Origin of the sequence: Amycolatopsis sp. NPDC051372 (assembly GCF_040682095.1) — a bacterium.
Classification (GTDB): domain Bacteria; phylum Actinomycetota; class Actinomycetes; order Mycobacteriales; family Pseudonocardiaceae; genus Amycolatopsis.
In genome coordinates, this window is record NZ_JBFBAF010000008.1 from 198,602 (window position 1) to 222,686 (window position 24,085).

21 protein-coding genes are annotated in these 24,085 nt (G+C 71.6%); 10 read left to right on the plus strand and 11 right to left on the minus strand.

Going from position 1 to position 24,085, the window contains the following annotated elements; translation table 11 throughout:
* Window position 1 precedes the first annotated feature (1 nt).
* Window positions 2-3,841: an ABC transporter ATP-binding protein gene (locus tag AB0M56_RS14910; RefSeq protein WP_364175478.1), complete on the minus strand. Its 3,840-nt coding sequence runs from the start codon at window positions 3,839-3,841 to the stop codon at window positions 2-4.
* Window positions 3,838-4,287, minus strand: coding sequence for a MarR family winged helix-turn-helix transcriptional regulator (locus AB0M56_RS14915; protein WP_364175481.1), 450 nt, complete (start codon window positions 4,285-4,287; stop codon window positions 3,838-3,840). Before AB0M56_RS14915 ends, AB0M56_RS14910 begins: the two co-directional genes overlap by 4 nt.
* A gap of 152 nt (window positions 4,288-4,439) precedes the next feature.
* Between AB0M56_RS14915 and AB0M56_RS14920 the strand changes: the two genes are divergently transcribed.
* Window positions 4,440-5,954 (plus strand): long-chain fatty acid--CoA ligase, encoded by a 1,515-nt coding sequence (locus AB0M56_RS14920; protein ID WP_364175484.1) that lies wholly within the window; start codon window positions 4,440-4,442, stop codon window positions 5,952-5,954.
* A gap of 40 nt (window positions 5,955-5,994) precedes the next feature.
* On the opposite strand, the gene AB0M56_RS14925 is transcribed toward AB0M56_RS14920, so the two are convergent.
* Both AB0M56_RS14925 and AB0M56_RS14930 read right to left on the minus strand, forming a co-directional pair.
* Window positions 5,995-7,587 carry a cytochrome c biogenesis protein DipZ gene (locus tag AB0M56_RS14925; RefSeq protein ID WP_364175487.1) on the minus strand — a complete coding sequence of 531 codons (1,593 nt, stop codon included), beginning with the start codon at window positions 7,585-7,587 and terminating at the stop codon, window positions 5,995-5,997.
* A gap of 134 nt (window positions 7,588-7,721) precedes the next feature.
* Window positions 7,722-8,294 carry an ABATE domain-containing protein gene (locus tag AB0M56_RS14930; protein ID WP_364175490.1) on the minus strand — a complete coding sequence of 191 codons (573 nt, stop codon included), beginning with the start codon at window positions 8,292-8,294 and terminating at the stop codon, window positions 7,722-7,724.
* A gap of 295 nt (window positions 8,295-8,589) precedes the next feature.
* Between AB0M56_RS14930 and AB0M56_RS14935 the strand changes: the two genes are divergently transcribed.
* From AB0M56_RS14935 to AB0M56_RS14975, 9 genes are all read left to right on the plus strand, one after another.
* Complete coding sequence (locus AB0M56_RS14935; RefSeq protein ID WP_364175493.1) at window positions 8,590-9,051, plus strand: DUF664 domain-containing protein; 462 nt, start codon at window positions 8,590-8,592, stop codon at window positions 9,049-9,051.
* 32 nt (window positions 9,052-9,083) lie between these two features.
* Window positions 9,084-9,518, plus strand: coding sequence for an Ohr family peroxiredoxin (locus AB0M56_RS14940; protein ID WP_364175495.1), 435 nt, complete (start codon window positions 9,084-9,086; stop codon window positions 9,516-9,518).
* 29 nt (window positions 9,519-9,547) lie between these two features.
* Complete coding sequence (locus AB0M56_RS14945; RefSeq protein ID WP_364175498.1) at window positions 9,548-10,558, plus strand: alpha/beta hydrolase; 1,011 nt, start codon at window positions 9,548-9,550, stop codon at window positions 10,556-10,558.
* Window positions 10,559-10,614: 56 nt separating this feature from the next.
* The gene (locus AB0M56_RS14950) at window positions 10,615-11,631 is read left to right on the plus strand and encodes a helix-turn-helix domain-containing protein (RefSeq protein ID WP_364175501.1); all 1,017 of its coding nucleotides are present in this window, start codon (window positions 10,615-10,617) and stop codon (window positions 11,629-11,631) included.
* Window positions 11,632-11,742: 111 nt separating this feature from the next.
* The gene (locus tag AB0M56_RS14955) at window positions 11,743-12,048 is read left to right on the plus strand and encodes an antibiotic biosynthesis monooxygenase (protein WP_364175504.1); all 306 of its coding nucleotides are present in this window, start codon (window positions 11,743-11,745) and stop codon (window positions 12,046-12,048) included.
* A 37-nt stretch (window positions 12,049-12,085) separates the two neighbouring features.
* Window positions 12,086-13,021 carry a polysaccharide deacetylase family protein gene (locus AB0M56_RS14960; RefSeq protein WP_364175507.1) on the plus strand — a complete coding sequence of 312 codons (936 nt, stop codon included), beginning with the start codon at window positions 12,086-12,088 and terminating at the stop codon, window positions 13,019-13,021.
* Between the two features lie 41 nt (window positions 13,022-13,062).
* Window positions 13,063-13,920: an alpha/beta hydrolase gene (locus AB0M56_RS14965; protein WP_364175509.1), complete on the plus strand. Its 858-nt coding sequence runs from the start codon at window positions 13,063-13,065 to the stop codon at window positions 13,918-13,920.
* A gap of 66 nt (window positions 13,921-13,986) precedes the next feature.
* Window positions 13,987-14,448 carry a hypothetical protein gene (locus AB0M56_RS14970; protein ID WP_364175512.1) on the plus strand — a complete coding sequence of 154 codons (462 nt, stop codon included), beginning with the start codon at window positions 13,987-13,989 and terminating at the stop codon, window positions 14,446-14,448.
* A gap of 39 nt (window positions 14,449-14,487) precedes the next feature.
* Complete coding sequence (locus tag AB0M56_RS14975) at window positions 14,488-15,462, plus strand: zinc-dependent alcohol dehydrogenase family protein (protein ID WP_364175514.1); 975 nt, start codon at window positions 14,488-14,490, stop codon at window positions 15,460-15,462.
* A 66-nt stretch (window positions 15,463-15,528) separates the two neighbouring features.
* Here the strand turns inward: AB0M56_RS14975 and hpnH are convergent, their stop codons facing one another.
* From hpnH to hpnC, 7 genes are read right to left on the minus strand one after another with little or no spacing between them, the layout of a single operon-like run.
* Window positions 15,529-16,530, minus strand: coding sequence for an adenosyl-hopene transferase HpnH (hpnH, locus tag AB0M56_RS14980; RefSeq protein WP_364175517.1), 1,002 nt, complete (start codon window positions 16,528-16,530; stop codon window positions 15,529-15,531).
* Between the two features lie 3 nt (window positions 16,531-16,533).
* A complete protein-coding gene (gene ispH / locus AB0M56_RS14985; protein WP_364175519.1) occupies window positions 16,534-18,006 on the minus strand; it encodes a 4-hydroxy-3-methylbut-2-enyl diphosphate reductase in 1,473 nt (490 codons plus the stop codon).
* Window positions 18,003-19,925, minus strand: coding sequence for a squalene--hopene cyclase (gene shc / locus AB0M56_RS14990; RefSeq protein ID WP_364175522.1), 1,923 nt, complete (start codon window positions 19,923-19,925; stop codon window positions 18,003-18,005). Before shc ends, ispH begins: the two co-directional genes overlap by 4 nt.
* Window positions 19,926-20,966, minus strand: coding sequence for a polyprenyl synthetase family protein (locus AB0M56_RS14995; RefSeq protein ID WP_364175525.1), 1,041 nt, complete (start codon window positions 20,964-20,966; stop codon window positions 19,926-19,928). It abuts the gene before it with no gap.
* The gene (gene hpnE, locus AB0M56_RS15000) at window positions 20,963-22,315 is read right to left on the minus strand and encodes a hydroxysqualene dehydroxylase HpnE (RefSeq protein WP_364175528.1); all 1,353 of its coding nucleotides are present in this window, start codon (window positions 22,313-22,315) and stop codon (window positions 20,963-20,965) included. The genes AB0M56_RS14995 and hpnE overlap by 4 nt, the downstream gene beginning before the upstream one ends.
* Complete coding sequence (gene hpnD, locus AB0M56_RS15005; protein ID WP_364175530.1) at window positions 22,312-23,169, minus strand: presqualene diphosphate synthase HpnD; 858 nt, start codon at window positions 23,167-23,169, stop codon at window positions 22,312-22,314. Before hpnD ends, hpnE begins: the two co-directional genes overlap by 4 nt.
* Window positions 23,166-24,041 carry a squalene synthase HpnC gene (hpnC, locus tag AB0M56_RS15010; protein WP_364175533.1) on the minus strand — a complete coding sequence of 292 codons (876 nt, stop codon included), beginning with the start codon at window positions 24,039-24,041 and terminating at the stop codon, window positions 23,166-23,168. Before hpnC ends, hpnD begins: the two co-directional genes overlap by 4 nt.
* Between the last annotated feature and the right edge of the window lie 44 nt (window positions 24,042-24,085).

The window sequence follows — 24,085 nt, forward strand, 5'->3', positions numbered from 1 at the left end:
CCTACGAACGCTGTCCCGACAGCAGCTCGAACGCCTCCCACATCCCGGCGTAGCGGCCGCCGCGGGCGAGCAGTTCGTCGTGGCTGCCGGCCTCGGCGATGCGGCCGCGGTCGAGCACCACGATGCGGTCGGCCGACTGCGCGGTCTGCAGCCGGTGGGCGATCACGATGGTCGTGCGCCCCGCCGAGAGCGTCCGCATCGCCTCGGCGACGTGAGCTTCGGCCGCGAGGTCGAGGTTCGACGTCGCCTCGTCGAGCAGCAGGATCGCCGGGTCCACGAGCTGGGCGCGGGCGAGCGCGAGGAGCTGGCGCTGCCCGGCCGAGAGCGAGCGGCCGCGTTCGGCGATTTCGTGCAGGTAGCCGCCGGGCAGCGTGGCCACGAACTCGTGCGCCCCGACGGCCCGGGCGGCCGCCTCCACCTCTGCGTCGGTGGCGTCGGCGCGGCCGTAGGCGATGTTGTCGAGCACGGTGCCGGTGAACAGGAACGCCTCCTGGGGCACGTAGCCGAGCGCGCGACGGTAGGCGGCGAGGTCGAGAGAGCGCAGGTCGTGGCCGTCGACGCGGACGCTGCCGGTATCCGGGTCGTAGAAGCGCGCGAGCAGCTTCACCAGCGTCGACTTGCCCGCGCCCGTCTCGCCGACCAGCGCCACGGTCTCGCCGGCCGCGATCGTCAGGTCGACCTCGCGCAGCGCCTCCGGCGGTTTCGCCACGGCCTGCGAGCCCGCGACCAGCCGCGGGTCGGCGGGACCACGGCGTTCACCCGTGCCGAGCGCCGGCGCCGAGGGGTACGCGAAGCGCACGCTGTCGAACGTGATCTCGCCGCGTAGCCGGCCGGGGTCGATCGCCTGGACGGCGGGCGGGGTGAGCGTCTCCAGCCGCATCAGGTCGGAGATGCGGCTCACCGACACCCGCGTCTGCAGCCACGAGTCGAACACCTGCGACAGCTGCTGGATGGGGGAGAAGAACAGGTCGATGTAGAGGATGAACGCGATCAGCGCGCCCGGCGTCAGGTGGCCGGAGTAGATCATCCCGGCGCCGACCCCGAGCACGATCGCGTCGGCGCCCGCCGAGAGGAACTGCACGAACGGGAAGTACGTGGCGGCCAGCCGCTGCGCGGAGTAGCGCGAGTCGAGGTAGTCGCGCCCGAGCCGGCGGAACCGGCGGATCGTCTCGTCCTCGTGGGCGAACGCCTGCGACTCACGCACACCCGAAAGACTCTCCTGGAAGTCGGCGTTCACGATCGCCACGCGGTCGCGCGCCACGTCGTAGAGCTTCGCGGCGCGCCGGCGGAAGATCACCGTGCCGATGGCCAGCGGCACCACCACCGACAGCGTGCACAGGCCCAGCAGAGGGTTGACCACGACCAGCGTCACGCCGACCCCGGCGAAGGTCACGAACGCGACCAGCGCCGAGAGCAGCCCGTTCTGGATCAGCGACTCGAACTGGTCGACGTCGGTGGTCATCCGCGTCATGATCCGGCCGGCCATCTCGCGCTCGTAGTAGTCGAGCGAAAGGCGTTGCAGCTGCGCCCAGATCCGGATCCGCAGCGACAGCATCACGCGCTGCGCGGTCCGGCCGGTCACGAACGTCTGCGCCACCTCGTCGAGGAAGGCGATCAGCGTGATCAGCAGGAACAGCCCTGCGGCGCCGAAGAGCACGGCCTGCGAGCCCTGCAGCACGCCGTCGTCGATGCCGCTCTTGACGAAGACCGGCCCGATCACCGACGCGACGGCGTCGATCACCACGAGCAGCAGCCCGAACAGCAGCGGCCGGCGGAACTCGCGCAGCAGTGTGCGCAGGGAGAACGTGCGCTCCTGGCGGGCTTCGGTGGCGAGGTCGACCTTCGCGAAGTCCCGCACGGGTTTCAGCTGGTCGACGCGGGCGAGCAGCTGAGGGGTCGGGGGCAGTGCGGCGCGCCAGCCGCTGCCGCCGGCCGAGCCGCCGAGGCCGGCGCCGATGCCCGCGGCTCCGGTCGCGCGGGTCGTGAAGCGCCGGCCGTTGCCGTTCTGCCCGTTTCCGTTGTGCCCGTTGCGTTCCCCACGCCAGGCCGACGCGGTAGTGCCGGCCACGGTGAGGGCCTCGATGCGGTCGCCGACACGTTCGGCGGCTTCCTCCTCGAGGCCGGTGAGCAGCGTGCGGTAGAGGGCGCTGCGCTCGACCAGCTCCTCGTGGGTGCCCTGGTCGGCGACCACGCCGCCGTCGAGCACCACCACGCGGTCGGCCAGGTGCAGCGTCGAGCGGCGGTGTGCGACGAGCAGCGTGGTGCGCCCGGCCAGCACCGCGCGCAGCGACGCGTTGATCGACTCCTCGGTGTTGGCATCGACGGCGCTGGTGGCGTCGTCGAGCACGAGAATCCGGGGGTCGGTGAGGATCGCGCGGGCCAGCGCCACGCGCTGGCGCTGCCCGCCCGAGAGCGAGAGCCCGCGTTCGCCGACCACGGTCTCGTAGCCCTGCGGCAGGGCGCGGATGAAGGCGTCGGCCTCGGCGACCTCGGCGGCGGCGAGGATCTCCTCGTCGGTGGCGTCCGATCTGCCGTAGGCGATGTTGGCGCGGATGGTGTCGGAGAACAGGAAACTCTCCTCGAACACCACGCCGACCTGGGACCGCAGGGATTCGAGCCGCACCGTGCGCAGGTCGTGCCCGTCGAGCAGCACGGCGCCGGACTCCGGGTCGTGGAAGCGGGACACGAGCGTGGTCGCGGTGGTCTTGCCGCTGCCGCTCGGGCCGATCAGCGCCACGCGTTCGCCGGCCGCGATGTGCAGGTCGAAGCCCCGCAGCACCGGCGCGTCGGGCGAGTATCCGAAGTGGACGTTCTCGAAGGTGATCTCCCCTTTGGCCGTCGGCAGTTCCACGGCGTCGGGGGCGTCGGCGATGTCCGGTTTCAGGTCGATCAGCTGGAAGATCCGCTCGACGCCGGCGCGGGCCTGCTGGCTGATCGCGAGCACACCGGCGAGCTGGCGCGCCGGGGCCATCAGCTGCCCCACGTAGGTGGAGAAGGCGAGGAACGTGCCCAGGCTGAGCCCGTGGTGCAGCGCGAGCCAGCCGCCGAGCACGAGGATCGCGACCTGTCCGAGCGCGGGGATCGCCTGAAGAAGCGGCTGGTAACGCGACTGCAGCCGCACGGCCCGCAGCTGCATGCCGTAGAGGTCGCCGGCGGTGTCGGCCAGGCGGCCCAGCTCTCGGTCCTCCTGACCGAACGCCTTGACCACGCGCACGCCGTTGACGTCCTCGTCGACGATCTGCACCACGTCGCCCTCGCGCTGCTGCGCGGCCCAGGTGGCGGGGAAGATCCGCCGGCGCATCCGGTAGGACACCATGAGCAGCAGCGGCACCACGACCAGGCTCACGAGCGCGAGCAGCGGCGAAAGGACCAGCATCACGCTGAGCGAGAGCAGGACCAGCAGGATGTTGCCGCTCATGATGGGCAACAGGCTCAGCAGGCCCTGCACGAGCGCGGAGTCGGACGTCGCGCGCGACACGAGCTGGCCCGTGGGCATGCGATCGAGGTTCGCGAAGTCCATGCGCTGCAGGTGGGCCTGGATGTCGTTGCGCAGGTCGTACTGCACGGCCAGCGCGACCCGGCCACCGCGGTAGCGCCGCTGGTAGGCGAACACGAACGCGGCCGCGGCGAGCACGAGCAGCGCGATCAGCCACGGCCACAGCGAAGCCGAGCGGCTGAGGATCACCCCGTCCACGATCTGGCGTTCCAGCAGCGGCACCACGGTCTGGCAGGCGCTGCCGAGCACGGCGGCGCCGAAGGCGATCAGCAGCTCGCGGCGGTGGCGCAGGACGTAGCCGCCGAGGCGGCGCAACCAGCGGGACTTCTCTTCGGGTTCGCTCACCGGTTTCCGGCCAACCGCTCGGCCATGACCTCGTCGATCGCGTCACCCAGCCGGCCCAGCGACTCGAGCACCACGTCGCCGTCGGGCGTGCGGGCGACCAGCGCGAGGAGCTCCTTGATCATCTCGGCCTCGGTGGTGGCGAGCAGCCGTTCGCCTTCCGGCGTCAGGGAAAGCGCCGTGGCCCGGTGGTCGGCGTCGACGTCGCCGCGGACCAGGAGGCCGCGTTTCGTGAGCGCGTCGACCGCGGCGCTGATCGCCGGACGGCCGAGCGCGAGCCGCCGCGCCACGCGGGAGGCCCGCTCGTCGCCCGAGGCGATGGCGGACAGCACGCGGTAGTGGGCGAGGTTCAGCTCTCCGGACGAGCGCTCCAGCAGCCGCGAGACGCGGGCCAGTGCGCGCACGGCGCTCGTCGCGGTCTGCTCGCGGGATTCTCCGGGGGAGGGCATGATCCCGACTGTAACCCCTGTTTGTTCGATCGTCGAACTAGTAGGTCTCGGCGGACCGAACAGGATTCGGTAGCCTGGGCTCGACCGGCCTGGGTCGACAACGGAGTTCTCTGCTCACGCGCGCCGCGGGCAGAACGAGGTTCGGAGGTAGTGTGAGCTTCAACCTGGCCACGATCTTGCACGAGTCCGCGCTCGCCCAGCCGGAAAAGGACTTTCTGCGTTTTCCGGGTGGAATCCACTCCTACGCCGCGGTGGACGAGGCGTCCGGCCGGGTCGCGGCGGCGTTGCGCGCGCGGGGTTTCGCGCCGGGCGACAAGATCGCCGTGCAGCTGGCCAATGTGCCCGAGTTTGTGTTCGCGTACTTCGGGATCCTCAAGGCCGGGCTCACAATTGTCCCGCTGAACCCGCTGCTCAAGGCCGACGAGATCGCCTACCACCTGGCCGACTCCGATTCGCGGCTGCTCATCGCCGACACGGCGCTGGCCGGCGAGGTAGCGAAGGCGCTCGCCGAGGTGCCGGAGGTGACCGCGGTCGTCGTGGGCGGGCCGGACGGGTGGCCCGCCGGTGCGGTCGGGTTCGCCGAGCTGCTCGACGCCGAGGACGACGGCGACCTGTACCCCGGCGCGGCCGACGACACCGCCGTGCTGCTGTACACGAGCGGCACCACCGGACGTCCGAAAGGCGCCGAGCTGTCGCATTTCTCGCTGTACATGACGTGCACGATCGGCGGCCAGACGTTCGGCACGGAGCCCGAGGACGTGGTGCTCGCGGTGCTGCCGTTCTTCCACGTCTACGGCTTGTCCAGCATCCTCAACTCCGCAGCCCGCCACGCGCGCACGGTGTCGGTCGTCCGGCGGTTCGAGCCGAAGGCGGTGCTGGAGGCCATCGAGCGCGACCGCGTGACGATCATGGCCGGCGTGCCCACGATGTACCACGCGCTGGCCGTCGCCGACAGCTCCGCGTACGACACGAGCAGCCTGCGCATCGGCAGCTCCGGCGGCGCCGCGATCCCGGAGCAGGTGCTGCTGGCGTTCGAACAGAAGTACGGCATCCCCGTGCTGGAGGGCTACGGCCTGTCCGAGTCCGCGTCGACGACCACGGTGAACCCGGGCGCCGCCGACCGCAAGGTGCTCTCCATCGGCAAGCCGATCTGGGGCGTACAGCTGCGCATCGTCGACGCGCAGGACCGGCCCCTGCCTGCCGGTGCCGACCACGTGGGCGAGATCGTGCTGCGCGGGCACAACATCACGAAGGGCTACTACAAGCGGCCTGCCGAAACCGCCGAAGCGTTCCGGGGTGGGTGGTTCCACACCGGGGACCTCGGTTACGTCGACGAGGACGGGTTCGTGTTCGTCGTGGACCGCAAGAAGGACCTCGTGATCCGCGGCGGGTACAACGTGTACCCGCGTGAGGTGGAGGAACTCCTCTACCGGCATCCGGCTGTCGGGGAGGCCGCGGTGATCGGAGAACCGGACGAGCGGCTGGGCGAGGAGATCGTCGCCGTGGTCTCTCTGAAGGCGGGTGCGTCGGCGGAACCGGAGGAGATCGTGGCGTGGGCGAAGGAACGGATCGCCGCGTACAAGTACCCGCGCCGGGTGCGGATCGTCGACGAGCTGCCGAAGGGGCCGACGGGGAAGATCACGAAGCTGCCGTTGCGGGGGCACTGACCGTCCACTGTGGTCGGATGGTTCGGCTCGTTCAGTCGGCTCAGTCGAACGTGAAGTCGTACGCCTGAAGTCCCGGGGTGAGCGACAGTGTCAGCGTCGAATGGCGGGCGGCCGGGCCGGAAACCAGGGTGTAGAGCTTCGGCACGCCCGAAGCCGCCACTGTCGTGTGGGTGCCGTCGAGATCGACGATGAGCGTGCCCGTGCCGGCGAGGACGAGGTGGACGGCACGGGCACGGAAGTTCAGGCGCAGGCGCGCGGCCGGGCCCGCGGTGAGGGACTCGCCCGACGCGGTCCAGGTGCCGTCCAGGGCGAACGTGTCGGAGGCGACGGCGGCGGGGAAGCGCAGCGTGCGGGTCCGGCCCGGTGGTGGCTGGTCGCCGGTGATGTCGAGGGGCGCGTTGGCCGGGCCGAGGTAGGTCTCCGGCGTGGCGGCTTGCACCGGGGTCCGGTCGGGGACGTCGGTGGGCGGCGGCAGGGGACCGGCGCCCGCGTCGGTGAGGAGGCCGCGGAGCTGCTGTTCGGTGTCCGCGTAGGCGCCTTCGCCGAAGTGGGAGCCGCGGACCTGGCCGGAGGCGTCGACGAGGTAGGAGGCGGGCCAGTACTGGTTGCCGTAGGCGTTCCAGGTGGCGTAGTCGTTGTCGATCGCCACGGGGTAGTCGACGCCGAGTGCCTCCACCTGGGCGGCGACGTTGGCGGGCTCGTGCTCGAACGCGAACTCCGGCGTGTGCACGCCGAGCACCACGAGCCCTGAATCGCGATAGGTGCGGTACCAGCTTTCGTAGTGCGGCATGGCGCGCAGGCAGTTCACGCAGCTGTAGGTCCAGAACGTGACGAGCACGACCTTCCCGTGCCGGCTCGCGAGCGTCAACGGCCGCCCGCCGGGGGTGTTGAGCCACGCGGTGATGCCCGTGGGCTCGGGCGCGGCGGCGAGCTCGTGCAGGTTCGCGGTCGCGGAAGTGCCGGCCTCGAACGACTTCTGCAGCGCCGCGGTGTAGTCGGGCACCGCGCGCTGCAGGCCGGCGGTGAGGTCGAACGCCGTGGCCGCCGCGACCGCCAGCAGCGCGACGCCGGTGGTCACGCGGATCGCCCGGGCTCGGGTGCGCAGGGACCGGACGCGGCGGGTCAGCGCGTCGCCGGCCAGCGCGAGCGCGAGCAGCGGGATCCCGGCCCCGACGCCGAACGCCGCCGTGAGGCCCAGCGCGCCGAACCCGATCCGGTGCGTCGCGCCCAGCACGGCGATGGTCGCGAGCACCGGGCCCGCGCACGGCACGTAGACGAGGCCGAGAGCGAGGCCGACGGTGAACCCGCCCGAGTCCGGGTCGGCCGCGCGTCCGCGAAGGTGCGCGAACGGCCGTTCCAGCAGCTCGCCGACGCGCCGCGAGACCAGGCCCAGCCCGAGCAGGGTGAGGACCGCGATCCCGGCGTCGCGCAGCAGGTCCTGTGGCAGGTGGAACGCGCTGAGCACGAGTGAACCGAACAGCGTCGCGAGGCTGAAGCTCGCCACGAGCCCGGCAACCACGCGCACGGGCCGACGCGACCCGGCCGTGAGGACCACGGGCAGGACCGGCAGCACGCACGGCGAAATGCTCGTGACCGCGCCCGCGAGCAGACCGGCGAGCACAAGAGTGAGCATGGTTTCTCCCCGGAGATGAATTGCTCGTAGCTTAGCGGCTATTCGTAACCCGTCAAAATGGTTATGACTTGAGACACGAAAAAGGCCGGTGAAGGCGGAATGCCTTCACCGGCCTGGTCGTGCCGGGGAGTGGGTCAGCCGACCTGTCGCGACGGGGACAGGGGCGGGTTGCCGCGCTGGCGCGCCCGGTAGGCGGCGGCCTTCATCTTGTTCCCGCAGGTCGCCATGGCGCACCACTCGCGCCGCGACCCGCGGGAGCGGTCGAGGTAGACCTGGGTGCACTCGGGCCGGCCGCACTCCTTGAGCAGGTCGGCGTCCGGGCCGCCGAGGATCTCCACGGCCTCGCGAGCCACCGACGACAGCGCCTGCGCGGGGGTCGCTTCGAGCCGGCGACCCTCCGGTGCCAGCTGCGGAACGGTCGAAGGATGCGCCGCGAACTCGTTGACCACGTCCATCGCCCGCAGGTCGGGCTCGTGGTGGGTCAGCCGCGCCGCGACCAGCGCGTAGATCGCCTCGCGCAGCTCGATCGCGGCGGTCACGTCCTGCGGCCGGCTCCCCGGGTCCGTGTCGGTGACGCCCGACTCGCGGAACCACGCGTCGAGGTTGCGCGGTGAACCGAGCTTCTCCAGGGGTTCGGCGTTGCGCCGGGCGCGCAGGGTCCCGACGAAGTCGAGTGCCGGGTTCCCGCAGGGGAAGGCGTGCTCCATTGCACCAGTCTGACAGGTGACGAAAAAGAACGCAACAATCGCTAACCGGTAAAAGCAATTTAACTGGAATTTGCGGCAAAATGTGTAACCTTCTTGACTGGTGACGAATACGCGTGCGAGAGTTTCGGCATCGCCACCGGGCCCCGCGGAAACCGCGTTGGCGGCCCCCGTCCGGAAAGGTCTCGCCTTCGATGGATCCGACTGTCTCGCTTCTGCTCGTCCTGCGGAATCTGCTCGCCGTCTTGGGTTCGCTCACCGGCACCCTGGCGCCCGTTTACGTGGCTGGGGAGTACCTGTGATCACCACCGGCCAGTACCTGCACGTCGTCACCCGCGCGCTGACCGGCATGGCCGCGGTCGTCGAGCAGCTCGGCGACGACCTGGCCAACACCCGCCTCGAGCTGCCCGGTGCCAACACGCCGTTCGCGGTGCTCAACCACTGTCTCGGCGCCACGGCCTACTGGGCCGGCGAGGTCGTCTCCGGCCGCGCCGCCCACCGCGACCGCGACGCCGAGTTCACCGCCGCCGGCCCGGTCGCGCCGCTGCTCGACCGCGTGCGCACGACCGTGCGCCAGCTGAAGAAGGACGTGACCCGCGCGGATCCGCACGCGACCGTGCCCGCCGCTCTGGCCGGCCTCGGCGACCCGCTCGACGCCGGCGGCGCACTGCTGCACCTGTGCGCCGACCTCGTCCAGCACCACGGCCAGCTCGAAATCCTGCGCGACGTACTGCTCGCGCAAGCCCGCACCGCCGCCTGACCCCGAAGTTCTGTCGAGAAAGGACAGTTGCCATGACTGAAACCACCTACACCGCGGTTGTCACCGCCACCGGCGAGGGCCGCAACGGCGGGCGCGCCACCGCCGCCGACGGTTCGCTCGACGTCACCCTCGCCATCCCGAAGGAGCTCGGCGGCAACGGCGGCGCGACCAACCCGGAGCAGCTGCTCGGCGCCGGCTGGGCGTCGTGTTTCCTCGGCGCGGTGAAGATCGTTGCCGCGCAGAAGAAGGTGAAGCTCGCCGACCTCGCCGTGGTCGCCGACATCACCCTCCACAACGAGTCGGCCGACTTCTGGCTCAGCGCCGCCCTGCACCTCGAAGTGTCCGGTGTGGACCAGACGACCGCCGAAGAGCTGGGCCACGCCGCGCACCAGATCTGCCCGTATTCGAAGGCGACCCGGGGCAACGTCGAGGTCACCATCGACGCCACTGTCGCCACCGTCGCCTGACGGTGCGCCCGACCGACGAGGAGCACACCATGATCTCCCGGCGGGCGTTCGGGAAGGCCGTGGGAGCGGGGGCGGTCGTCGCCTCGCTCCCGGCCTTCTCCGCGGAGGCCTCGGCCGTCTCGGCCGTGGCCTCCGGGCTGGGTCCGGTCCGCCACGTGCGCACCGACCTGCTCGACCTCGCCTACCACGAGGTCGGCCCGGCCCGCGGCGACGTGGTGCTGCTCGGCCACGGCTGGCCGTACAGCCCGCACGCCTACGCCGAGGTCGCGCCCGCGCTCGCGCGCCGCGGCTACCGCGTGCTCGTGCCGTACCTGCGTGGCCACGGCGCCACCCGCTTCCGCGACGCCACGACGATGCGTTCCGGCCAGCAGGCCGCGCTCGGCGCCGACCTGATCGCGTTCCTCGACGCGCTCGGCGTCGAACGCGCGGTGTTCGGCGGCTACGACTGGGGCGGGCGCGCCCTCGACGTCGCCGCGGCGCTGTGGCCGGGGCGGTGCCGCCGGCTGGTGTCGGTCAACAGCTACCTGATCCAGAACCTGGACCCGGGCGTGCTCGCGTCCTCCCCGGACGCGCCCGGCACCGAATCAGCGCACTGGTACTTCTACTTCTTCTTGACCGATCGCGGCCGCACGGCGCTGACACGTTCGCGGCGTGACCTGGCGGAAGTGGTGTGGCGGCGCAACTCGCCGCAGTGGCGCTTCACGAGCGCCGACCTCGACATCGCGGCCGCCGCGATGGACAATCCGGACTACGTGGACGTCGTCATCCACAACTACCGCGTGCGCCAGGGCGCGGCGCCGGGCGATCCTCGTTACGCCGGCCTCGAGGCGCGGCTGCTGGCGCAGCCACCGATCACAGTGCCGGCGGTGACGCTCGACGGGCTCGCCGACGGCAGCTTCCCGGCGACCGACGGCACGGCGTCGGCGAAACATTTCACCGGCCCGCGCGTGCACCACCGCGTGCCCGGGGCGGGGCACAACCTGCCCCAGGAGAAGCCGCGCGCGTTCGTGGACGCCGTGCTCGAAGCGGTCCGGTTGTGACCCCGCTCGGCGGCGAGGCCCCGGCCCCCTGGGCATCCGCCGGATCAGGAGCAGTGATGCACCCCGCCAAGACGCCCGTCACCTCGCGCGGCCGTGCCAAGCACGTGATCGCGGTGCTGGTCGTGCCCGATTCCGTGGCGCTGGAGGTCACGGTGGTGCACCAGGTGTTCGGGCCGCGGATGGCGGCGATCGCCGAGCTGACCGGCGATGTCGGCAGTGCGTACGAGGTGGTGCTCTGCGGCGAGGAGCCGCGCCAGGTGCTGTCTTCGGGCGTGGACTTCGGGGAGCTCGCGCCGCTGGAGACGCTGCTGACGGCCGACACGGTGATGGTGCCGGGCGTCGAGGAGCCGCTGGCGGAGCGGCCGCGGTCCGTGGTGCGGGCGTTGCGGGGCGCGGCGGAGGCCGGCGCGCGCATGGTGTCGTTCTGCGGGGGTGCGTTCCTGCTGGCCCGGGCCGGGTTGCTGGACGGGCGCCGGGCGACCACGCACTGGCTGTTCACCGAGGAGTTCTGCCGGGAGTTCCCGCAGGTCAAGCTGGAGCCAGGCTGCCTGTACGTGGACGACGGCAGGGTGCACACGTCGGGTGGGATCTTCTCGGCGACGGACCTCGCGTTGCACCTGCTGGCCGAGGATCTGGGCCAGGCTTACGCGGGGGATGTCGGGCGGCTGCTGGTGACGGCGCCGCGGCGGCCGGGTGGGCAGGCGCAGTTCGTGAAGGACTCCATCCGGATCGCGGGGGAGCCGGCGCTCGGTTCGTTCCTGGCGTGGCTGCGAGAGCACCTGCACGAGCCGTTGACGCTGGCCGGGCTGGCCTCGCAGGTGCACCTGAGCGAGCGGAGCCTGGTGCGGAAGTTCCGGCGGGCCACCGGGATGACGGTGTTCGACTGGATCAACCGCGAGCGCGTGGCGGCCGCCAAGGTGCTGCTGGAGACGACGGACCACCGGATCTCGGAGATCGCCGCGATGGTGGGGTTCGGGTCCGCGGAGACGCTGCGCCGCCACTTCGAACGCCAGGTCGGCACCACGGCGGGCAGCTACCGGGCCACCTTTCGCGCCACTCCGGCCGCGTCGTGACGAACCCGGCGCCGGGTGAGGCTCGATTTGGCGGGATTCGAGCGTCGGCCACGGTTCCCGCCAGCTAGCGTCGAAGAGCGGGCCACGGTGGCCCCGGTGAGGAGGAAAACCATGCCGGCGTACGGATTTTTCATCGAGTTCGAAGCGAAGCTCGGGAAGGAGGACGACGTGGCGCAGTTCCTGACTGCCGCCAAGTCCCTTGTGGACGCCGAACCGGGCACCTTGGCCTGGTTCAGCTTCCGCCTCGGGCCGTCGTCGTTCCGGATCTTCGACGCGTTCGAGACCGACGAGGACCGCGAAGCCCACCTCCAGGGTGAGGTCCGCCGGCAGATCGAGTTGCGCGGCGACGAGCTATTCGCCGTGCCGCCCACGATCACACCGGTGGACCTGCTGGCCACGAAGCTCCCGCCGCACTGACCCTGCCGCGCCACGGCGGCCGTGCCACGCTGGGTTGGTGCCCGAACCCCGTGACCCGGCCACCGCGTCCTCGCGTGACTTCGTCGGCTACGGCCGGTACCCGCCGCGCGTGCGCTGGCCCGGCGACGCCAAGGTCGTGGTGAACGTCGTCGTGAACTACGAGGAGGGGGCCGAGTACTCGATCCCCGACGGCGACGGCCGCAACGACGGCTGGGGCGAGTACGCCTACGAGGTCGGGCCCGAGGTGCGTGACTTCGGCACCGAGACGCACTACGAGTTCGGCAGCCGCGTCGGCATCTGGCGGCTGGCGCGGATCTTCGACCGGTACTCGGTGCCGGTGAGCGTCGGCGCGTGCGCGGTGGCGCTGGAGCGCAACCCGGCCGTCGCGGAGTGGATCCGCGAACGCGGCCACGACGTGATCGGCCACGGCTACCGCTGGCTCGACTACGCGCGGATGTCCGTCGACGAGGAGCGCGACCACCTGCACCGCGCGATCGCGTCGCTGGAGCGGACGACGGGCCAGCGGCCGCGCGGGTGGTACGTGCGGTCGTTCCCGAGCGAGCACACGCTCGACCTGCTCGTGGAGGAGGGCGGGTTTCTCTACGATTCGGATCCGTGCAACGACGAGCTGCCGTACTTTTCGGAGCTCGGGCTGCTGATCGTGCCGTATTCCAAGGTTTACAACGACACCCGCTACCTGCTGAGTCCGACCTACGGCTCGCCGGCGCAGTTCTTCGAGAGCCTGCGGCTCGCGCTCGACTACCTGTGCGAGGAAGCCGACGACGGCTTCGGGGCGCGGATGATGACCGTCGGGCTGCACCCGCGGTGGAGCGGTCAGGCCGGGCGCGCGGCGGCCGTGCGGGATTTCGTCCGATATGCCACGGAGCAGCCGGGTGTCCGCTTCCTGCGGCGGCTCGACATCGCGCAGTGGTGGTCGGACCACCACCGGGATTGGGAGCCGATCGGCCCGTGACGTGACTGTCCACAGTGGTCCTGGGTCGTTACGGTGTCCTCATGGTGGATGACGCGAGGACGGTGTCGGTGCCGGTCGAGGGCGGAGCGCTGGCCGTGGAGGTGGTGGCCGGGGCTTCGACGCCGGTGCTCGCCGTTCACGGGGTGACCGGCAACCGGCGGTTGTGGAACTGGCTGCGGGCCGAGGCGCCGGACCTGTCGCTGGTGATGCCGGACCTGCGTGGGCGCGCGGGCAGCTTCGCGGTCGCCGGCCCGTCTTCGTTGCGGCAGCACGCTTCGGACCTGTTACGGGTGCTCGACGCGCTGGGCCACCCGGTGGTCGACGTGTGCGGGATGTCCCTGGGCGGGTTCGTCGCGGTGGAGCTCGCCACGCGCCGGCCGGACCGTGTCCGCGGGCTCGTGCTGGTCGACGGCGGGCTCCCGATGGCCGTGCCGTCGGGCCTCACGCCCGAGACGGTGCCCGCCGCGTTCGCCCCGCAGCTGGAGCGCGTCTCGCGGCGCTGGGCGGACGTCGAAGAGTACTTGGCCTATTTCACGCGCGCCAACCCCTTGCTCGACGCCGCCGACCCGCTCCTGCGCGACTGCCTCGACCACGACCTGTCCGACGGCCGCGTCTTCCTCAGCCGGGAAGCCGTGCTGGCCGACGCGACCGACGTGTTCTTCGGCGAGTCACGCTGGCAGGAGATCACCGTACCGACCGAGCTGGTGTGCGCCGAGTGGAGCTCGGGGGCGGGCATGCCGCCCGCGTACAGCGACGAGGCTCTGGCCGGTTTCCGTGCCGCCGTGCCCTCCCTGCGCCGCCCCCGGCGCATCACCGGCGCCGACCACGCGGCCACGATCATGACCCACTCGGGCGCGGCCGTCGTCGGCGCGGCGCTGCACGATCTGCTGGCCCGATAGAGCCGTCGTCGAGTCGGGTGTTTCTCCTGCGCTTGACAATTATGACGGTTGTCATAGCCTTCGGGGGTGGCCGATCCCTGGTTCTTCTCCCGCTTGTCACCCGGCGTCCGCCTCGCCGGCACCATCCTCGACGGCGTACTCCAGGGCCCGGAGGCCGTGAAGACGCAGGTCCGCGCCGTGGGGGCGTGCTACTCGGGCATGACGGTCCGCTGGCGCCTCGACGCCGGGGACCGGCAGGTGGAGGAGTACACGGCCCAGGTCCGCGGCCACACCATCTTCGGCACCGGCACCTTCCACTTCGACGAACGCGGCGAGATCGACGAAATCGTGGTGAACCACCGTCCACTGGGGGCGGCGCTGGTTCTGGCGGGGCTGGCCGGGGGTGAGGGCGCGCCGGGGTTGGCGGTTTCCGAGGCTGTCGCTTCTGACGACGCGCCGGGTGCTGCTGTTGCCGCCAGCGGGGCGGGTTCGGCCGGTTCCGAGGGCGGGGTCGCTCCTGGTGATCCGCCGTCCGCGGGTTCGCACTGATCCGTTCCTGCTGCCGACTTCCCTGAAAGGACTTCCCCGATGGCCCGCCTTCTGTTGACCGAGTTCGGTGACCCCGCCACCTCCGTCCGCCTCGACGACGCCCCGGCTCCGAAGCCCGGGCCGGACGACGTTGTGGTCGAGATGCTCGCCGCCCCGCTCAACCCCGCGGACTTCCTGCTGATGCGCGGCCTCTACGGCGTCCGCCCGGCGCTGCCCGCGCCCCTCGGCGCGGAGGGCGTGGGCCGGGTCGTGGCGGGCGATGCCGGCCTGGTGGGCAAGCGCGTGCTCATCCTCCCGACCATGGAACAGGGCCTGTGGGCGGACAAAGTGGTGCTCCCGCGCCGAAACGTGCTGCCGATCCGCGAGGACGCCGACGTCCTGCAGCTGTCCATGCTCGCCGTCAACCCCGCCACGGCCTATCAACTGCTGCGCCTGCACGGCCCGCTGGAGCCGGGTTCGTGGATCGCCCAGACTGCCGCGAACTCCGCCATGGGCCGCTATTTGATCACCCTCGCGCGCCGAGCCGGCCTGCGCACCCTCAACGTCGTCCGCAGCCCTGCCGCGGCCGCCGAAGTCCTCTCCGCGGGCGGCGACCAGGCCGTCGTCGCCGACGACAACTTCCGCGCCTCCCTGAAATCCGCCCTGGCCGGCGAGCGGCTGTCCCTGATCCTCGACGCCACCGGCGGCCCGGTCGTCAAGGACCTCACCCGCGCCCTCGAAGACGGCGGCACCGTCGTCACCTACGCCTTCCCCGAAGGCGCCCCACGGATCTCCCCGGCGGACCTCGTCTTCCGCGGGATCACCCTCACGGGCTTCTGGCTGATGAACTGGCTCCGCACCGCCACGGCCGCCGAGGTGACCACCTTGTACTCCGACTTGGCCGATCTGGTGGCCACCGGCGAGCTGACGGCGCCGGTCGAGGCGACGTATCGGCTGGAGGACTACGAGGCAGCCTTCGCGCACTCCCTGACTCCTGGCCGCCGAGGCAAGATCCTCTTCACCTTCGGCGAGTAAAGGCCAAGCGAACAAGAAGAAAGCCGCAAGTCCCCAGGACCTGCGGCTTTCCCCAAGAGCAAAACCTCAGTGCCCCACAGCCGCCCGCACCGACTCCTTCAGTGAGCCCAGCGTGGCGATCACCGCGGTCGGCTCGTAACCACAGTGCGCCATGCAGTTGTCGCACCGAGGGTCCTTGCCGCGGCCGAAGGCGTCCCAGTCGGTGTCCTCGATGAGTTCCTTGTAGGTCTTCGCGTAGCCGTCGTCGAGGAGGTAGCACGGGCGCTGCCAGCCGAGCAGCGAGTAGGACGGGATGCCCCACGGGGTGCACTCCAGGTCGCGCTTGCCTTCGAGGAAGTCGAGGAACACGGGGGAGTGGTTGAGGCGCCAGCGTTTGCGGTTGCCGCCGCCGAAGGCCTTCGTGAAGAGCTCGCGGGTCTGCTGCACGCCGAGCCAGTGTTCCTGGTCCGGGGCCTTCTCGTAGGCGTACGCGGGCGAAATCTGCATGTTGTCGACGCCCAGGTCGTTGAGGAAGTTGAGCACGTCGACGACGTCTTCGGCGGTGTCCCCGTCGAAGAACGTCGTGTTCGTCATGACCCGGAAGCCCTTTTCCTTGGCGAGCTTGATCGCCTCGACGGCCGCGGCGAACCCGCCCTCCTTGCGCACCGACGCGTCGTGGCGGTCTTCGAGGCCGTCGATGTGCACCATCCACGCGAAGTTGTGGTGGGGCTTGAACTTGTGGATGTGCTTGTGCAGCAGCAGGGCGTTGGTGCAGAGGAACACGATCTTGCGCCGGTCGAGCAGCTGCCGCACGATCTCGTCGATCTTCGGGTGCATCAGCGGCTCACCGCCGGCGATGGACACCATCGGCGCGCCGCTCTCCTCGATGGCGCCCACGGCCTGCTCCACTGGCATGCGCTGCTTGAGCAGGGTGTGGGGTTGCGCGATCTTGCCGCAGCCGGCGCACTTGAGGTTGCAGGCGAACAGCGGCTCAAGCTCGACCAGCAGCGGGAACTTTTCCTTGCGCAGCAGCTTCTGCTTCATCAGATAACCGCCCAGTCGCACGGACTGACGCAACGGCATGGCCATGGCTCAGAGCACCTCCCGAGGTAGGGTGAAAGTGATTTCTTCCTCCGTCAGCCGATTTTCGGCGACGGTGACCGGCCCGAGTCCGCGCAGGCTCGCCACGACCTCGTCGACGAGGTGCGGCGGCGCCGAAGCGCCCGCGGTGAGGCCGATCCGGCCCGCGCCCGCCAGGCGGCGCAGGTCGATGTCCGAAACTCCGTCGACCAGCACGGCCGGCGTTCCCTCGCGCTCCGCGACTTCCACGAGCCGGCGCGAGTTGGACGAATTGGCGGAGCCCACCACCAGCACGAGGTCGACCTCGCGGGCGATCGCCCGCAGCGCCTGCTGCCGGTTGGTGGTGGCGTAGCAGATGTCGTCCTTGCGCGGCGCCGAAAGCCCGGGGAACCGCTCGCGCAGCACGGACGCGATCTCCTCGGCCTCGTCGAGCGCCAGCGTGGTCTGCATGGTGTACGCGACACCCTGGGTGGCGGGCACGGTCACGGTGCGGGCCGCCGCGACGTCCTCCACCACCACGACCGAACCGGGGGCCTCCCCGACGGTGCCTTCCACTTCTTCGTGCTCCGCGTGCCCGATCAGGAACACCGTGTCGCCGCGCCCGCTGTAGCGGCGCACCTCGTTGTGCACCTTGGTCACCAGCGGGCACGTCGCGTCGATCACCGACAGGCCGCGGCCGGCCGCGTCGCGCCGCACCGCCGGGGTCACGCCGTGGGCGGCGAACACGAGCGTCGCGCCCTCCGGCACTTCCTCGACCTCGTCGACGAACACCGCGCCGCGCTCCTGCAATTCCCGCACCACGTGGGTGTTGTGCACGATCTGGCGCCGCACGTACACCGGCGCGCCGTGCTTGGCCAACGCACGGTCCACGATGTCGATCGCCCGCTCCACGCCGGCACAGAACGAGCGCGGGCTCGCCATCACCAGCTGCCGCGGCCCGGTCGCGGCGGCCCACGCCGTGAGCGCGGGCACGGCCGCCCGCAGGCTGCGCAGCCCGGCAAGGCCGTGGGAAACCGTGGCGGGCCGCACCAGTGGTGCGCCGACCGTGTCCACAATGGACCGCACGACGGCGAACGGCTGCCCGGCAGCGGCCAGCCGGTGTGACTCCATGTCGACCGCCAACGCGCCCGACGAGGCCAGCGAAGCACGTTCCCGTTCGCCCACCACGTGGTCGACCCCGAGTACCGGTCCGACGTGGACGGTCAGCCCGAGCCGCCGCAACGCGCCGGCCAGCAGTGCGGCGGTCGGCACCTCGACCACTCCGTCGGGCCCGCGCACCTCGTCGGCCACCACGACGTCACCCGGTCGCACGTGTGACGCGAGCCCGCCGCCGATCCCCGCGACGAGGCGTGGCCCGGAAGGCAACCGGGCCGCGGTCGCTGCCGCCCGCCGAGGACCGAGGCCTGTGCGCACTACCGGCAGGCCGGCCGAGCGCAACGCGGCCCGCTCGATCCGCAGCGGCGCGCACAACACGGCCGGCCTCACGAGGAGCTCCGCACGTACCGGCCCAGCGCCGACAGGGGGAACACCACGCGGTAGAGGTGATACGAAAGGTAGAAGTCGCCGGGGAAGCCGGTGCCGGTGTGGAAGTCCTCGTCCCAGCCGCCGTCTGCGCGCTGCTGCTCGCAGAGCCACGCCACGCCCTCCGTCGTCGCGGCGGAGTCTCGCTCGCCGGCGGCCAGCAGCGCGAGCAGCGCCCACGCGGTCTGCGACGGCGTCGACTCGCCGCGGCCCGACCACTTCCCCGGGTCGTCGTAGGAGCGCAGGTCCTCGCCCCAGCCCCCGTCGGGATTCTGGTGCTCGGTCAGGTACCGCACGGCGCGGCGGATCCGGACGTCGGACGCCGGCATCCCGGCGAGGACCAGCGCGGGGACGACCGCGCCCGTGCCGTAGACGTAGTTCGCGCCCCACCGGCCGAACCACGAACCGTCGGCCTCCTGGTTGTCCAGCAGCCACTTGACGCCGCGGCGGCATTCGGTCGTGTCCGCCTTGCCCTCGGCCGCCAGCATCTCCACGACGTGCGCGGTGACGTCCGCCGACGGCGGGTCGATCACGGCGCCGAAGTCGCAGAACGGCAGCTTCGTGGCGAGCACCTGCGTGTTGTCCGCGTCGAACGCGCCCCAGCCGCCGTCGCTCGACTGCATGCCTTCGAGCCACTTCACGCTGCGGTCGATCGCCCCGCGGATGCGCAGGTGGTCGGGCCGGCCCATGCGCCGCAGTGCCAGCACCACCTCGGCCGTGTCGTCGGTGTCCGGGTAACCGTCGTTGGCGAACTCGAACGCGAACCCGCCCGGCGCCAGCGTGGGGCGGCGCACCATCCAGTCGCCCGGCACGGTGATCTCCTCGCCGAGCATCCACTCCGTCGCGCGCACCAGCGTCTCGTCGCCGGGGGAGACGCCCGCGTCGAGCAGCGCGGTCATCGCGAGCGCGGTGTCCCACACCGGCGACTGGCACGCCTCGAGCCGGCGCACCCAGCCCTGCTCGGTCTCCTCGCGGATGGTGAAGTCTTCGAGACCTTCGAGGCCGGCCTTGAGCGCGGGGTGGTCGAGCGGGTAGCCGAGCAGGTGCAGCGCGAGGATGGAGTACACCCACGGCGGCTGGATGCCGCCCCACGAGCCGTCGGACTCCTGGCGCGCCAGGATCCACTCGGCGGCCTGGCGCATCGCGACCTTGCGCACCGGGTTGAACGGCAGCTTCGCGTACGTGTGCAGCGCGGTGTCGAGGTTCTGGAACACCCCGTCCCACGACCACGGCGCCGCGGACTTCTTCGGGCTCTCACCGACGCGCAGCTCCGCCACGTCGAACGGCAGCTTTCGCTTCGGCCGCAGCGTGCCGACGATCGTGAGCGGCACGATGGTCTGGCGTGCCCAGCACGCGAAATCGTAGACGTTGAGCGGAAACCAAGACGGCAGGAAGATCAGCTCCGGTGGCAGGTTCGGCAGGTCGGCCCACGACCACTGCCCGAACATCGCGAGCCAGATCCGCGTGAACACGCGGGTGCTCTCCAGGCCGCCGTTCGCGCGGATCCAGCCGGCCGCCTCGACGAGCCACGGCGCGTCGGCCGGGTCGCCGGCCAGCCGCAAGGCGACCCACGCCTCCACGGTGGTCGACAGGTCCGCCGGGCCGCCGGGGAAGTTGGCCCACGTGCCGTCGTCGCGCTGCTGCGAACGGATCCAGCGCGCCGACTCTTCTTTCTGCTGTTCGGTGAGGATGCCGAGGAACTGGCGCAACAGCAGGTCTTCGGCGTCCATCGTGACATTGGTGGCGAGCTCACCCTTCCACCAGCCGGCCGCGTCCTGCTCGCCGCGCAGGAACTCGACGCCGGCGGCGAGGGTTTCTTCCGGAGTACGCGAGCGTTCGCGCGGGGTGTCCGAAGTGGACGTCCCGGGGACGGTCTGCGTCATTCACGCCTCCCTGTGCACGATGAAGCGTGCGATGCCGATGAGCTCTTGGCGTGGCCCGGAACGAATTGCCGACAGCGCTCGCTCGGCCGTCTCGACGCGGCGGGCGGCCTCGGCCGTGGTCCACTCGCGGCCGCCGGCCGACTCCACGAGCGCGGCGACGCGCGCCAGCTCGGCCTCGTCACCCGTTTCCTCACCCGCGAGCCACTCCGCGAGCTCGCGGCCTTTCGCACCGCCATGGGTGATCGCATAGGTGACGGGCAACGACTTCTTGCGCGCCCGTAGATCGGAGTACACGGGCTTGCCGGTCACGGCCGCGTCGCCCCAGATGCCGAGCACGTCGTCCACGAGCTGGAACGCCAGCCCGACCTCTTCGCCGAACACCGCGAGGGCGTCGACGGTCTCGGCGGGCGCGCCGGCGAGCACGGCGCCGATCGCGGCGCTGCAGGACAGCAGCGCGCCGGTCTTGCCGCCGGCCATGGTGACGCACTCGGGCAGCGTCACGTCGTCGCGCTGCTCGAACTGGACGTCGAGCACCTGGCCGTGGATGAGCCGGCGGGTGGTCTCCGACAGCAGCCGCGCGGCGGGGATCGCGTGCGGGGAATCGCTGTCCAGCACCACTTCCTGCGCGAGCGCGAGCATCGCGTCGCCGGTGAGGATGGCGGCCGGCGCACCCCACAGCGCCCACACGGTGGGCCGGTGGCGGCGTTCGGTGTCGCCGTCCATGAGGTCGTCGTGGACGAGCGAGAAGTTGTGCACCAGCTCGACGGCGACGGCTCCGGGCACGCCGGTCTCGGCGGGCGCGCCGGCGGCCAGCGCCGAGAGCACCGCGAGCGCGGACCGCACGGCCTTGCCGCCGTTGCCGCTCACCGGCGCGCCGTCGGCGTCGGTCCAGCCGAGGTGGTACGCGCTGATCGCGCGGCTGGTCTCGTCCAGCCGGCCGACGGCCTCGCGCAGCGCGGGCTGCACGACGTCGCGGGTGCGGCCGAGTGCTGCCGGCACCGCAGGGGCCGCCTCGGCGGCGGGTCGCATGGTGGCGGTCATGCTCCGACTCCCTCCTTCTCCTCGTGCACGTTGTTCTCGAGGAGGGCGGTCGCCGCGGCCGCACCGCTGCGGGCAGCGCCCTCCATCGTCGCGGGCCAGCCGGTGGCGGTCCACGCCCCGGCCAGGTAGAGCCCCCGCGCGGACGTCTCCGCGGCCGGACGCAGCGACGCAGTGCCCGGGCCGGGCCGGAACGTCGCGTGCCGTTCCCGGGTCACGAAGAAATCCAGCACCTGCGCGCCGCGAGCTTCGGGCAGCAGCCCGGTGAGCTCCGGCAGCAGGCGCTCGCGCAACGTCGCGGTCGGCAGGTCGATCAGGTCGTCGGCGGCCGAGAGCGACATCGCCAGGTATTGCCCCGATTCGAGGCCCGACTGGCGCGTGCGGTCGAAGACCCACTGCACCGGCGTGCGCACGCCGGCCACGAACGGCTCGTCCAGCACGTGCCGGTCGAGCACCACGTGGACGTTCACGATCGGCGAGCTGCCCAGCCCGCCCGACCAGCCGGGCGGCAACGGGATCGCGCCCGGCGGCGCGAGTTTCTCCGTGACGGGCGGGGGAGCGGCGAGCACGACGTGGGCGAAGGTGGCCTCGCCATCGTCGGTGCGCACGCGCCAGCCGCCGGCCGTCTCCTCGATGCCGCGCACCTTCGTGCCGGTCCGCACGTCGGCGCCGGCCGTGGTGAGCGCGTCGAGCGCCGCGTCGCCGTGCAGCTCGCGCAACGGCACGAGCGACCAGCCGATGTCGGCCGCGGCCGGGTCGGTGAGCAGGCCTTCCTGGAACACCGTGGCCGCGAGGGCCAGCGACGCTTCGTCGGCCGTCGCGTTGAGCGTCGCGACGCCGACGAGGTCCCACAGCGCCTCGATCGCGGCGGCGCTCTGCCCGTGGCGGCGCAGCCATTCGCCGAACGACTGCCGGTCCGTGCGGTCGTCGGTCGGGTCCACGCGCCGCAACGCCAGCGCTGCCAACGCGAAGCGCGCGCGGTCGAGCGGGCGCAGCGGGTCGTAGCGCAGCAGGGACGCGGCCAGGTGCAGTGGCGCGGGCAGGTCGCCGCGGCGCAGCCACGTCGACTCCGTCGAACCCGGCGTGCGGATCGGGATCTCCAGGCGCGGCTGCAGCATCACGCGGTCGGCGACGCCGAGGCGGTTCAGCAGCGCGAGGTAGGCGGTGCAGCAGCGGAGAAACACGTGCTGGCCGTTGTCCACGTGCAGCTCGCCGCGCGTGAACGAGTGCGTGAGCCCGCCCAGGTGCGGCCGGGCCTCGAACAGCGTCACCGAGCGCCCGGCGTCGGCGCAGCGCAGCGCAGTGGCGATGCCGGCGAGCCCGCCGCCGACGACCGCGACCTCGGAGGTCATCGGCCGATCCCCGTGAGCGCCCGAACCGCGACCACCGCCTTTTCCCTGCCGGACAAGGAAAGCCTGCGGTCGAACACGAGCGAGGGCTGCTCGTCGATGCGGTCGAGCAGCGTGCGGTAGATCCCGGACATCGCCGTGCAGCACGCGGCGCTGCGGCGGTCGAGCGAGGGCACGAGCTGCAGGCCGCGGGCGTACCACTCGCGAGCGCGGGCGGCGCTGAAGTGGACCAGCGCGGTCAGCCCGCCGCCGTCGTCGGCCAGCCGGCCGTCCTCGCCGACCTTCAGCTCCACGCCGAACTTGTCGAGGTCTTCCTTGGGCAGGTACACGCGCCCGTTGAGGAGGTCTTCGCGGATGTCGCGCAGGATGTTGGTCTGCTGCAACGCGATTCCGAGCTCGTCGGCGTACGTCGGTGCCTCGGGCTCGGGCCTGCTGCCGAACACGCCGAGGCACAGCCGCCCGACCGAACCGGCCACGCAGCGGCAGTACTCCACGAGGTCCTCGAACCGCACGTACTCGCGGCCGGTCACGTCCATCTCCACGCCGTCGAGCAGCTCCTCGAACGCGCCGAGCGGGATCGGGTAGCGCCGCGCCGCGTCGGCGACCGCGACGTACACCGGGTCGGCGCCGGCGGACAGGTCACCGAGCGACTTGCGGATGTCGGCCAGGCCCTGCAGCTTCGCCTCGGGCGCGAGATCGCCGTCGCCGATGTCGTCGACGATCCGGGCCAGCGCGTAGACCGCGCACAGCGCCGAACGCTTGTCGGGCGGCAGCAGCCGGATCCCGTAGTAGAAGTTGCGCGCCTGGTCCTTGGTGACCAGTGCGCAGTGCTCATACGCCTCTTCGACCGTGCTCATCCCGACCGCCTCCCCGTCCTGGGCTCACCCACCTGCAGCCACACGAGCCACGCCAGCACACCCGCTTTGCCCGGCTTGGCCTGCGTGGCGAGTACGTCTCCGTTCGTCTCCCGCAGCGCGTCGACGGTCGCCAGCCCGCCGGCCACGAATCCGCTCACGGCCAGCCGGCCCCAGCCGGACAAGAGCCCGACCAGACCAGCGCCGCTGCCCAGAAGGGCCGCGGCGCGGTCGATCTCGAAGCGCATCAGCTCTCTCAGCCGGCGCGACGCCCGCGCCGCGCCGAGCTCGTCTTCGGTGACGCGAAAGGCCGCGAGGTCCTCTTGTGGCAGGTAGATCCGGCCGTTCCCGTGGTCCTCGGCCACGTCCTGCCAGTGCTCCAGCAGCTGCAGCGCGGTGCACACGCGGTCCGAGAGCTCCTCAGCGTGCGCGTCGTGCACGTCGAACAGCCGCAGCACGATCCGGCCCACCGGGTCGGCCGACAGCCGGCAGTACGCGCGGAGGTCCTCATACGTCGCGTACCGCGTCACGTGCTGGTCTTGCAGATTGGCCTCGACCAGCCGGCGGAACGGTTCGAGCTCCACCCGCCCCGCGCGCATCGCGGGCACCAGGCCACGGATCACGGGGTCGGTGGGATCGGCGCCGTCGAAGGCGGCCGACAGCTCGTCCCCGAACGCCTTCAGCAGCGCGCTGCGGTCGCCTTCGGCTTCGTCGCCGAGGTCGTCGATCGTGCGCGCGACGGCGTAAACGGCCTGCAGATCCGACCGGAGCCGCCGGGGCAGCACTCGGAGCGCGACCGGGAAGTTCTCCGCATGCCGCTTCTCCCGCAGACCGTCCGTGTCCGCTGCGTGACCGTCAGGTGAAGTCGATCTCATTGCACACAGTCTGACTCGCACGGATGGGCGGCTTCTGCGACCGG

What these genes read in the sequence shown, in the direction of transcription:
- hpnE (WP_364175528.1), bottom strand. Translation starts at nt 22,315, where the DNA reads ATGACCTCCGAGGTCGCGGTCGTCGGCGGCGGGCTCGCCGGCATCGCC.
- AB0M56_RS14915 (WP_364175481.1), bottom strand. Translation starts at nt 4,287, where the DNA reads ATGCCCTCCCCCGGAGAATCCCGCGAGCAGACCGCGACGAGCGCCGTG.
- AB0M56_RS14995 (WP_364175525.1), bottom strand. Translation starts at nt 20,966, where the DNA reads ATGACCGCCACCATGCGACCCGCCGCCGAGGCGGCCCCTGCGGTGCCG.
- AB0M56_RS14945 (WP_364175498.1), top strand. Translation starts at nt 9,548, where the DNA reads ATGATCTCCCGGCGGGCGTTCGGGAAGGCCGTGGGAGCGGGGGCGGTC.
- AB0M56_RS14955 (WP_364175504.1), top strand. Translation starts at nt 11,743, where the DNA reads ATGCCGGCGTACGGATTTTTCATCGAGTTCGAAGCGAAGCTCGGGAAG.
- hpnD (WP_364175530.1), bottom strand. Translation starts at nt 23,169, where the DNA reads ATGAGCACGGTCGAAGAGGCGTATGAGCACTGCGCACTGGTCACCAAG.
- shc (WP_364175522.1), bottom strand. Translation starts at nt 19,925, where the DNA reads ATGACGCAGACCGTCCCCGGGACGTCCACTTCGGACACCCCGCGCGAA.
- hpnH (WP_364175517.1), bottom strand. Translation starts at nt 16,530, where the DNA reads ATGGCCATGCCGTTGCGTCAGTCCGTGCGACTGGGCGGTTATCTGATG.
- hpnC (WP_364175533.1), bottom strand. Translation starts at nt 24,041, where the DNA reads ATGAGATCGACTTCACCTGACGGTCACGCAGCGGACACGGACGGTCTG.
- AB0M56_RS14950 (WP_364175501.1), top strand. Translation starts at nt 10,615, where the DNA reads ATGCACCCCGCCAAGACGCCCGTCACCTCGCGCGGCCGTGCCAAGCAC.
- AB0M56_RS14975 (WP_364175514.1), top strand. Translation starts at nt 14,488, where the DNA reads ATGGCCCGCCTTCTGTTGACCGAGTTCGGTGACCCCGCCACCTCCGTC.
- AB0M56_RS14965 (WP_364175509.1), top strand. Translation starts at nt 13,063, where the DNA reads ATGGTGGATGACGCGAGGACGGTGTCGGTGCCGGTCGAGGGCGGAGCG.
- AB0M56_RS14940 (WP_364175495.1), top strand. Translation starts at nt 9,084, where the DNA reads ATGACTGAAACCACCTACACCGCGGTTGTCACCGCCACCGGCGAGGGC.
- AB0M56_RS14925 (WP_364175487.1), bottom strand. Translation starts at nt 7,587, where the DNA reads ATGCTCACTCTTGTGCTCGCCGGTCTGCTCGCGGGCGCGGTCACGAGC.
- AB0M56_RS14930 (WP_364175490.1), bottom strand. Translation starts at nt 8,294, where the DNA reads ATGGAGCACGCCTTCCCCTGCGGGAACCCGGCACTCGACTTCGTCGGG.